The 9,163-nt window shown below is 75.0% G+C and carries 10 protein-coding genes; 3 read left to right on the top strand and 7 right to left on the bottom strand.

Features of this window, described 5'->3' with window-relative positions; translation table 11 throughout:
- Positions 1-42: 42 nt before the first annotated feature.
- On the bottom strand, positions 43-1,431 hold the full coding sequence (locus ABZ885_RS30325; RefSeq protein WP_360195501.1) for an NADP-dependent succinic semialdehyde dehydrogenase: 1,389 nt from the start codon (positions 1,429-1,431) through the stop codon (positions 43-45).
- A gap of 143 nt (positions 1,432-1,574) precedes the next feature.
- Positions 1,575-1,856, bottom strand: coding sequence for a DUF6158 family protein (locus tag ABZ885_RS30320; protein ID WP_360195498.1), 282 nt, complete (start codon positions 1,854-1,856; stop codon positions 1,575-1,577).
- 147 nt (positions 1,857-2,003) lie between these two features.
- Here ABZ885_RS30320 and ABZ885_RS30315 point away from each other — a divergent pair, with 147 nt between their 5' ends.
- Complete coding sequence (locus ABZ885_RS30315; protein ID WP_360195496.1) at positions 2,004-2,612, top strand: helix-turn-helix domain-containing protein; 609 nt, start codon at positions 2,004-2,006, stop codon at positions 2,610-2,612.
- A complete protein-coding gene (locus ABZ885_RS30310; protein ID WP_360195493.1) occupies positions 2,609-3,904 on the top strand; it encodes an MFS transporter in 1,296 nt (431 codons plus the stop codon). Before ABZ885_RS30315 ends, ABZ885_RS30310 begins: the two co-directional genes overlap by 4 nt.
- Positions 3,905-4,003: 99 nt before the next feature.
- On the opposite strand, the gene ABZ885_RS30305 is transcribed toward ABZ885_RS30310, so the two are convergent.
- From ABZ885_RS30305 to ABZ885_RS30290, 4 genes are all read right to left on the bottom strand, one after another.
- On the bottom strand, positions 4,004-4,618 hold the full coding sequence (locus tag ABZ885_RS30305) for a vitamin K epoxide reductase family protein (protein ID WP_360195490.1): 615 nt from the start codon (positions 4,616-4,618) through the stop codon (positions 4,004-4,006).
- Entirely contained in the window at positions 4,615-5,439 is an 825-nt protein-coding gene (locus tag ABZ885_RS30300; protein WP_360195487.1) for a thioredoxin domain-containing protein, read from the bottom strand. Before ABZ885_RS30300 ends, ABZ885_RS30305 begins: the two co-directional genes overlap by 4 nt.
- 138 nt (positions 5,440-5,577) lie before the next feature.
- Positions 5,578-6,249: a hypothetical protein gene (locus ABZ885_RS30295; RefSeq protein ID WP_360195484.1), complete on the bottom strand. Its 672-nt coding sequence runs from the start codon at positions 6,247-6,249 to the stop codon at positions 5,578-5,580.
- Positions 6,250-6,353: 104 nt separating this feature from the next.
- Positions 6,354-6,809, bottom strand: a complete 456-nt coding sequence (locus ABZ885_RS30290; protein WP_360195481.1) for an SRPBCC family protein — start codon at positions 6,807-6,809, stop codon at positions 6,354-6,356.
- Positions 6,810-6,944: 135 nt separating this feature from the next.
- Here ABZ885_RS30290 and ABZ885_RS30285 point away from each other — a divergent pair, with 135 nt between their 5' ends.
- Entirely contained in the window at positions 6,945-7,814 is an 870-nt protein-coding gene (locus ABZ885_RS30285) for a DNA-formamidopyrimidine glycosylase family protein (protein ID WP_360195478.1), read from the top strand.
- A 50-nt stretch (positions 7,815-7,864) separates the two neighbouring features.
- On the opposite strand, the gene ABZ885_RS30280 is transcribed toward ABZ885_RS30285, so the two are convergent.
- Positions 7,865-8,719: an SAM-dependent methyltransferase gene (locus ABZ885_RS30280; protein ID WP_360195475.1), complete on the bottom strand. Its 855-nt coding sequence runs from the start codon at positions 8,717-8,719 to the stop codon at positions 7,865-7,867.
- Between the last annotated feature and the right edge of the window lie 444 nt (positions 8,720-9,163).

The following is a 9,163-nucleotide window of genomic DNA, read 5'->3' as shown; positions in this document are numbered from 1 at the left end:
GGGAGCGGGCAGGCCGCGAGCCGGGGACCTGGCGGGGCTCCGCTACGCGACCCAGACCGTGGTCACGTTGCAGAACTCCTTGATCCCGTGCCCCGACAGCTCCCGCCCGAAGCCCGAGCGCTTGACCCCGCCGAACGGCAGGGCCGGGTGCGAGGCGGTCATCCCGTTGAAGAAGACGCCGCCGGCCTCGATGTCCCGGACGAAGCGTTCCTGCTCGGCCGGGTCGTCGGTCCACACGTTGGAGCTGAGCCCGAACGGCGTGTCGTTGGCCAGCGCCACCGCCTCGTCGAGGTCGGCGGCCCGGTAGACGGTGGCGACCGGACCGAAGGTCTCCTCCTGGTGGATCCGCATCGCCGGGGTGATGCCGGTGATCACGGTCGGCTCGTAGAACCAGCCGCCGTCCCGGCCCTCGGGGCGGCGGCCGCCGCACTCCACCCGGGCGCCGTGCTTCTTCGCGTCCTCGACCAGCTCCTCCAGGTCGTCCCGGCCCTGGCGGCTGGCCAGCGGGCCGATCTCGGTGGCCTCGTCCATCGGGTCGCCGACCTTCAGCGAACGCATCGCCTCGGCGAACGCGGCGGTGAACGGCTCGTATACGTCCGCGTGCACGATGAACCGCTTGGCCGCGATGCAGGACTGCCCGTTGTTCTGGGCCCGGGCCCGGACGGCGGTGGCCACGGCGGCGTCCAGGTCCGCGCTGGGCAGGACCACGAAGGGGTCGCTGCCGCCCAGCTCCAGCACGGCCTTCTTGACCTCGTCGGCCGCCGCCGCGGCGACCGCCCGCCCGGCCGGCTCGCTGCCGGTCAGCGTCACCGCGGCGACCCGGCGGTCGCGGACCACGCCCTCCACCGCGCCGGAGCCGATCAGCAGGGTCTGGAAGCAGCCCTCCGGGAAGCCGGCCCGGAGGAACAGCTCCTCCAGCGCGACGGCCGTCCGCGGCACGTTAGAGGCGTGCTTCAGCAGGCCCACGTTGCCCGCCATCAGCGCCGGCGCGGCGAACCGGACCACCTGCCAGAACGGGAAGTTCCACGGCATCACGGCCAGCACCACGCCGACCGGGCGGTAGCGGACGTAGGCGCGGGCGGCGCCCGCGTCGGCGACGTCGGCCGGATCGGGGTGCTCGTCGGCGAGCAGGGCCTCGGAGTTCTCGGCGTACCAGCGCATCGCCTTCGCGCACTTGGCCGCCTCCGCGCGGGCGGCGGTGAGCGGCTTGCCCATCTCCTCCGTCATCGTGCGGGCGACGGCCTCGCGGTCCTCGTCCAGCAGGTCGGCCGCGCGGCGCAGCAGCTGGGCGCGGTGCGCGAAGGAGGTGGTGCGGTAGCCGCGGAACGCCGCCTCGGCGCGGGCCAGCCGCTGTTCGAGACCGGCGGCGTCCAGCGGTTCGAAGGTCTCCAGGGTCTCGCCGGTCGCGGGGTTGACACTTGCGATGGGCATGAAGGGGGCTCCCAGGTGTCCGTGCGGGTGGTCCGGAGTGGTCCGGGGTCGTCCGGGGTGTGGTTCCCCACCCTGACCGACCGCACGCCCCGGGCACGCCACCGCCGCCCGGCGTGTCCCGCCGGGCGGCGCGGCGCCGGCCGTCACTCCGGCAGCGACTCCACCCGGGCCGCCGCCTCCCGGGCCCGCGCACCGGCCCTGGTCCGGGCGGCGGTGACCTGCCGGTTCGGGAACCGGTGCAGGTACTCCGCCTCCAGCTGGCCCAGCCGCAGGGTGTGCCGCTTCAACGCGTCCTCCGACCCGTACAGGAAGGTCTCGTGCCGGGTGCGGTGCAGCTGTTCCAGCTCGTGCAGCAGCGTGTCGTTGCCCAGGGCGTGCGGGGAGATGCCCTCGGGCCTGATGTGCGGAGCGTCGGGGTGCCGCATGTCCACTACCTCCTCGACGGGAAGCCCCCCGAGTACCCGGTGCCCGCCGACCGCCGCCGGTACACCCGTGCGGACCGGCTCGCTGATGAACAAGAAATGTCGTACAACCACTGTCGTACAAGAGCTCTTGTCTATATGCTCATCGGCATGACCGCCGAACCAGATGCCCGGGCCGCCGCCACGCGGAGCGACGTCCGGCAGATCTCCGACTCCCGCGTCCTGGCCGCCCTGACCCACCCCCTCCGCCGCCGCCTGCTCGACGTGCTGAAGGTGGGCGGTGCCGCCACCGTCGGCCTGCTGGCCGAGCGCACCGGCCAGGCCGTCGGCAACGTCAGTCACCACCTCAAGGTGCTGGCCGGTGCCGACCTGATCGAGGAGGCGCCCGAGCTGGCCCGGGACCGGCGCGAGCGGTGGTGGCGCCTGACACCCGGGACGCTGCGCTGGGCGCGGGCCGACTTCCAGGGCGACCCGGTCGCGGAGGCGGTCGCCGACGCCGCCGGCTCGCTGCAACTCGAACGCCAGGCCGGCCTGGTGCGCGCCTGGACGGCCACGAGGCCGGACTACGACCCGGCCTGGCACGAGGGCTGCGCCGTGGCCACCGAGGCCTGGCTGCGGCTCACCCCCGAGGAGGCCCGGGAGTTCGCGGCCGACCTGGTGGCGGTCCTGGAACGGTGGGCCGACCGGCCGGTGCCCGAGGACGGGCGGGAGCGGGAGTCCGTCTTCGCCTTCGCCCACAGCGTCCCGGCCCGGCCGTGACGGCCGCCCTCGCCCCGGCCGCCGCGCCGCGCCACGCGCGGTGGGGCCTGCTGGCCCAGCGCGACTTCCGGCTGCTCTGGGCCGGCGAGAGCGTCAGCCGGCTCGGCAGCAGCATCACCTCGGTGGCGCTGCCGCTGGTCGCCGTGGTCTCCCTCGACGCCGGACCACTGGCGGTGGGCCTGCTGAGCGGCGCGGTCTGGCTGCCCTGGCTGCTGCTCGGCCTGCCCGCCGGCGTCTGGGTCGGCCGACTGCCCCGGCGGGCCGTCATGATCGGCTGCAACCTCGCCTCGGCGGCACTGTTCGCGAGCGTGCCGGCGGCCAGCCTGCTCGGTGTCCTGACGATGGCCCAGCTGCTGGTGACCGCCCTGCTGACCGGCACGGCGGCCGTCCTCTTCGGCGCGGCCTACCAGGCGTACCTGCCGGAACTCGTCGGCCGGGACGACCTGATCGAGGCCAACGCCAAGCTCCAGGGCAGCGCGTCGGCGGCCCAGGTGGCCGGGCCCGGTGCGGCCGCGCTGACGGTGCAGTGGTTCGGAGCGGCAGCCGGGCTGCTCGCCGACGCGGTCACCTTCCTGGTCGCCACCGCCGCGCTCCTGCTGATCCGCACCGAACGGGCGCCGGCGCCGGTCGCGGAGGCTCCCGGCCCACTGCGTGCGCAGATCCACGAGGGCCTCGCCTTCATCCTCCGGGACAGGTACCTGCGCTCGTTCCTGCTGTACGGGGCCTCGGCCAACTTCGCGCTCACCGGCTACCAGTCGATAGCCGTTCTCTTCCTGGTCCGCGAGGTCGGCGTGGCCCCGGCGGCGGTCGGCGCGGTGGCGGCCGCCGGGGCCCTGGGCGGGGTGCTCGGCGCCGTCGCGGCCCGGCCGCTCTGCCGGCGCCTCGGTACGGCGCGCGGCGTGCGACTCTCCCTGCTGGTCGCCACGCCCTTCGGCCTGCTGCTGCCGGCGTCCGGGCCCGGCGCCCGCGTCGCCCTCTACGTGGTCGGGTCGGTCGTCATGGTCGCCGGAGCGGTCCTGTGCAACGTCGTGCTCGGCAGCTTCCGGCAGACGTACCCCCCGCCGGCCCTGCTCGGCCGGGTGGTGGCGACCTCGATGTTCGCCAACCAGGCCACCATCCCGCTGGGCGCCGTCGCGGGCGGCGGCCTCGGCGCGGTGCTCGGGCTCAGGGCCACGATGTGGGTGATGACCGCTCTGCTGGTGGCGTGCGGCGCCCTGCTGCTGGCGTCGCCGGTGCGCACCGAGCGGGACCTGCCCCCCGGGCCGGCCGGCATCGACCGGATCGTCCGATGACGACCTCGTCGCCCTGTTTTCGCCGCTGAGCGCGATGTCGCCGCCGGGGTCGTCGGCCGTCGCCGCCCCGGGCCGGGAAGCCCGGGGCGGCGGGGGCGCTCAGACCAGGGTGCTCCAGTAGTACCAGAACCGCTTGAGGATCAGCAGCACGATCACCGCGTACCAGAGCACCGGCACCACCCAGTGGTAGCGGGCGGCCTCCCGGACGGCCGGGCGCAGCCGGCGTCCGACCGGGATCACGCCGGAGCGCAGGTTGTGCAGGGTGGTGTACCAGAAGAGCGGGATCATCGCCGCCCAGACCACCATGCAGTACGGGCAGACCGCGCCGATCCGGTACAGCGTCTGGTACATCAGCCAGGTCACGAAGCCGATGCCGAACACCGTCCCGGCCTGCAGGCCGAGCCAGAACCAGCGCCGGTACGCCGCCCCGGCCAGCAGCCCGGCGCCGATCGTGATCACGACGGCGAAGCCGGCCAGGCCGATCAGCGAGTTCGGGAAGCCGAAGGCCTCGGCCTGGTCGCTGCGCATGACCGAGCCGCAGCTGATGATCGGGTTGATGTTGCAGTTGGGGACGTACGACGGGTTCTTCAGCAGCCGGATCTTGTCCAGCGTGAGGACGGCCGAGGCGAACAGGCCGAGCGCGCCGCCGATCACCAGCAGCAGGGCGAACGGGCGGCTCGCGCCGTAGGTCCGGGCGGGGGCGGCGGACGTCACCCGGTCACCTGCTTGACCAGGGCGGTGAACTGCTCGGGCGGGACGGCCGCGCCGTCGGCGAACACCTCCAGCTTCTGCCCGTCCAGCTTCACGGTCGGGGTGCCGGTGACGCCGCTCTTCTCGAAGGCCTTGTCCACCTGGCCCGCCCACGGCGCGTAGGTGCCGTCCTGGACGGCCTTGACGAAGGCGTCCGTCTTCAGGCCCGGGACCTGTCCGGCCAGGTCGAGCAGGTGGTTCACGTCGGCGAAGCCGTCGTTGCGCTCGTCCGGCTGGTTGGCGTACAGCACGTCGTGGAACTGCTTGAACTTGTCGACGCCCTCGTTGAGCGCCGCGCCCGCGGCGGCCAGCGCGGTGCGCGAGCCCTTGCCGCCGAGGCCCTGGTCCAGGAAGGTCGCCAGGTGGTACTCGATCTTGTAGGTGCCGGCGTCGGCGAGCTGCTGGATGGTCTTGCCGTCGGTGGTCTCCAGCTGGCCGCAGTACGGGCAGCGGAAGTCCTCGTAGATCTCCAGCGTGTGGGGGGCGTCGGCCTTGCCGTAGGTGATCACGGTCCCGTCGGCGCCGCCCGCGTTGGCCGGGACGACCAGCGGGCCGTCGGCGGCGCCGTGGCCCGAGGAGCCGCCGACGGCGAAGGCCACACCGGCGGCGAGGGCGAGCACGGCGGCGGTGGCGCCGCCGATGACGGTCCGGCGGCGGATCCGGGCGGAGCGCTCGGCGCGCTCGCGCTCCGCCCGCATCTGCGCGGTGGCGGCGCGGCGGCCGGGGTCGCCGGAGGGGCGGGGGGCGTTGCCGGAGGGACGGGGGGTGCGGGGCTGCTTGGTCATGGCGGGGTGTCGTCCTGTGCTCTCGGTCCGGTGCTCACGCCGGCCGGCCGGCGGGTGGGCCGGTCGGGGCGGAGCGGGGCAGGCGCGTACGGGCGCGCGCGGCGGGACGGCCGGGGGAGAAAGCGGGGGAGGGCTTGCTCAGCCGGCCGGGACCGGTGCGGGCGGACCGCGCCGGACGGCGGGGCCGAGCAGGACGTCCCCGGCCGGGACGCGGATCCGGCTGGCGCGCGGGAACGGCACCCGTACCACCGGGCGGGCCGGGACGGGCGCGGCGAGCAGGAGCCGCAGGTGGCCGGCCGCGCCGGGGAACCGCTGCGCGAAGTCGCCGAGGATGCGTATCGACCGGGTGAGGCCGGTCAGTGCCGCGTCGGCGCGGCGCAGCCAGAACGCGGCGGCGAGCGCGATCACGGTGTGCAGCGCGAGGAGCAGCACGCCGGTGGACCGGCCGGCCTCGTGGCCCAGCAGGAACCCGCCGAGCGATCCGCCGCCGCAGAGCAGCGGCTCGAAGCCGCGGGCGGAGCCGGGCGGCAGCGAGGGGCAGGAGGTCTGGGCGAGGTCGAACAGGGCGCTCAGGCCCAGCTCCAGCGGCAGGAAGACCGCCGCGACCGCGGGGTACCGGCGTTCCGTGCCCGCGAGGGCGAAGGCCACCGCGAAGACGGCGGCGCCGGCCACCGCGAGCGTGCCGAGCGGCAGCGGGCGGCCGGTGACCAGCACCTGGCCGAGGCCGGCGAGCAGCACGACCAGCGCGGCGAAGACCGCCGCGCGGAGCGTCCTGGAGGCCGGGCTGGCCGGGCCGGTGTACCGCTGCATGACATCCGAGTCTGCCACAGGAGGGCCGGCGGACGACGGCACCGAAGGCCCGCTGTGGGGATCCTCACGATGCCCCTGACCTGCGCTTATGCGCCCTTTATCGGTCACTCCTCCGGTGGCCGGGCGGCCGCCGCCCGGGCCTCGACCAGCTCCCGGAACAGCTGCAGGTCGGCCCGGACGGCGCGCTCGACCGCGCCGGCCAGCGCGAAGCCGCGCGGGCCGCCGAACACCTCGTGCACCGCCTCCGGGTCGTACTCGACCCGGATCTGCACCCGGGTGCGGCCCCCGTCGAGCGGGAGCAGGGCGAACGCACCGTGCAGCTGGAGGCCGTCGAGGGTCCGCCAGGCCATCACCCGGCCCCGGCCGCGGTCGATGATCTCGGTCTCCACGTCCTGCTCGGCGCCGGCGATCTCCACGCCGAGGTGCGCCAGGTTCCGGCCGTGCGGGTGGGCGCTGTGCACGCCGCGGACGAAGCGCGGGTAGTCGTGCACCCGGTGGAGCTGTTCCCAGGCCGCCGGCGCCGGGGCGTCGACGTCGATCTGTTCCTCAAGCGTGCTCATGGCCGGGCCGGACCTCCTCGGGAACCGGTGCACGCGGTGCGCGGGCACCTCCAGCCTGCGCCCACCCGCGCGGGACAGGCAATGGCGGGGCGTGCCGGGCGGGCGGCGGCGGGCGTGCTGCGCCAGACTGGGCGCATGCCGGAGCTGCCCGAGGTCGAGGCCCTCAGCGCCTTCCTGTCCGAGCGGCTGAGCGGGCGCGTGATCGCGCTGGTCCAGCCGGTGGCGATCAGCGCGCTCAAGACCTACGACCCGCCGGTGACGGCGCTGGCGGGCTTGACGGTCGGCCCGGTCACCCGGCACGGGAAGTTCCTCGACATCGAGGCCGGCGGCCTGCACCTGGTGATCCACCTGGCCCGGGCCGGCTGGCTGCGGTGGAAGGAGAGCCTGCCCGCCGAGCCCCCGCGGCCGGGCGGGAGGAACCCGCTCGCGCTGCGGGTGCGGCTGGCCGGGGACGCCGGGGACGGCTTCGACCTCACCGAGGCGGGGACGAAGAAGGGCCTCGCGGTGTACGTGGTGCGCGACCCGGCCGAGGTGCCCGGGGTGGCCCGGCTCGGCCCGGACCCGCTGGACCCGGCCTTCACCCTGGACGCGTTCGCCGGCCTGCTGCGGGGCGAGCGGCGTCGGCTGAAGGGCGTGCTGCGCGACCAGAGCGTGCTGGCCGGGGTGGGCAACGCCTATTCGGACGAGGTGCTGCACGCCGCGCGGATGTCCCCGTACAAGCTGGCGTCCAGCCTGACCGAGGACGAGACGGCCCTGCTGTACGAGGCGCTCGGGACGACGCTGCGCGAGGCGGTGGAGCGTTCCCGCGGGCTGGCCGCGGGGGAGCTCAAGGCGGAGAAGAAGCTGGGCCTGCGGGTGCACGGCCGGACCGGGCAGCCGTGCCCGGTCTGCGGGGACACCGTGCGCGAGGTGTCGTTCGCCGACTCCTCGCTGCAGTACTGCCCGACCTGCCAGACCGGCGGCAAGCCGCTGGCCGACCGGCGGCTGTCGCGGCTGCTGAAGTAGCCGCTCCGCCGTGGGCGCGGCCGGGCGCGCGCCCACGGCCGCGGCACGTCCTACGGCTTGCGGGCCACGCCGCCCCAGTAGTACGCGGCGTGCGGGTCGGCCGGCGGCTCGCCGTCCGGGCGCCAGGCCATGACGGGGGCGACGCCCGGCTCGATCAGCTCCCAGCCGTCGAAGAACCGGGCGACCTCGTCGCGGGTGCGCGGGACCAGCGTCATCCCGCCGGCCCGGGCCGCCTCGGCGACCTTGGCCACGCTCTCCGGGTCGAAGTCCTGGGTGGGGTGGGTGAGGGCGAGGCAGCTGCCGGAGGGCAGCGCGTCCCGCAGGGCGGCGACCTTGCCCCACGGGTCGGCCTCGTCGGCGACCAGCATCAGCACGGCGATCATCAGCAGGCCGACCGGCCGGCCGAGGTCCAGGGTGGAGGTGAGCGCCGGGTCGGCGAGCAGCTCGTCGGGCTTGCCGAGGTCCTGGTGGATGTAGGTGGTGCGGCTGGCCGGGGTGGAGACCATCAGCGCCCGGGCGTGGGCCAGCACGATCGGGTCGTTGTCGACGTAGACCACGCGGGTGCCGGGGCTGGCCGCCTCGGCGATCTCGTGGGTGTTCGGTGAGGTGGGGATGCCGGTGCCGAGGTCGAGGAACTGGCGGATGCCCTGCTGCTCGGCGAGGTGGCGGACGGCGCGGCCCTGGAACGCCCGGTTCTCCTTCGCCATCGCCTTGACGCTGGGGACGGCCTCCTCGATGGCCCGGCCCATGGCGCGGTCCGGCGGGAAGTTGGTCTTCCCGCCCAGCCAGTAGTCGTAGACGCGGGCGGAGTGCGGGGCGCTGGTGTCGACTCCGAAACGCTCCCACTCGCTCAGCCCGGCCGCGGCGTTCCCGGACAGGTCGGCGAAGTCCTGACTTGACGTCATGGCTACGTCCTCTGAAGACAGATCATCACACTGGGGAGGTCAGCGTAGCGGTCCCGCCGGGGCCGCGGGTGCGCGGTGTCCGCCCCGGGGCGGGGCGGGGCCGGTGCGGGGAGCGCGGCTTCGGCCGTTGGGGTGGTGCTGGGGGCCGTCGGGGTTGCCGTTGGGAGGTGCGGCGACCGGCGGGGGAAGCATTCAGAATGCTGTCTGATCGTCAGATTACTTCGCGTAGATTGCTACTGGTCGCGGCCGGGATGTCCCTGCTCGGGGTCGCCGGATGCAAGGGGGTACGGGGGGCCGCGGACGGCGCCGCCGGTGCGGCGGGGGCCGGCGGGGCGCCGGAGGCCCCCGGTGTGGATCCTCCCCTGGACCGCCACACCCATGGTGGTCGCGCCCATCGCCGGCGCCCTGTCCGAGCGCTACGGCAACCGCCCCTTCATGGCCGCC

The organism is Kitasatospora sp. NPDC047058 (assembly GCF_040643935.1).
Classification (GTDB): Bacteria; Actinomycetota; Actinomycetes; order Streptomycetales; family Streptomycetaceae; genus Kitasatospora.
The sequence above is the reverse complement of the archived record's forward strand: the minus strand, read 5'-3'. Positions and strand labels throughout refer to the sequence as shown.

Excerpts from the sequence above, each read along its gene's own strand:
- ABZ885_RS30295 (WP_360195484.1), bottom strand. The coding sequence starts at position 6,249 with ATGCAGCGGTACACCGGCCCGGCCAGCCCGGCCTCCAGGACGCTCCGC.
- ABZ885_RS30325 (WP_360195501.1), bottom strand. The coding sequence starts at position 1,431 with ATGCCCATCGCAAGTGTCAACCCCGCGACCGGCGAGACCCTGGAGACC.
- ABZ885_RS30300 (WP_360195487.1), bottom strand. The coding sequence starts at position 5,439 with ATGACCAAGCAGCCCCGCACCCCCCGTCCCTCCGGCAACGCCCCCCGC.
- ABZ885_RS30290 (WP_360195481.1), bottom strand. The coding sequence starts at position 6,809 with ATGAGCACGCTTGAGGAACAGATCGACGTCGACGCCCCGGCGCCGGCG.
- ABZ885_RS30315 (WP_360195496.1), top strand. The coding sequence starts at position 2,004 with ATGACCGCCGAACCAGATGCCCGGGCCGCCGCCACGCGGAGCGACGTC.
- ABZ885_RS30285 (WP_360195478.1), top strand. The coding sequence starts at position 6,945 with ATGCCGGAGCTGCCCGAGGTCGAGGCCCTCAGCGCCTTCCTGTCCGAG.
- ABZ885_RS30320 (WP_360195498.1), bottom strand. The coding sequence starts at position 1,856 with ATGCGGCACCCCGACGCTCCGCACATCAGGCCCGAGGGCATCTCCCCG.
- ABZ885_RS30280 (WP_360195475.1), bottom strand. The coding sequence starts at position 8,719 with ATGACGTCAAGTCAGGACTTCGCCGACCTGTCCGGGAACGCCGCGGCC.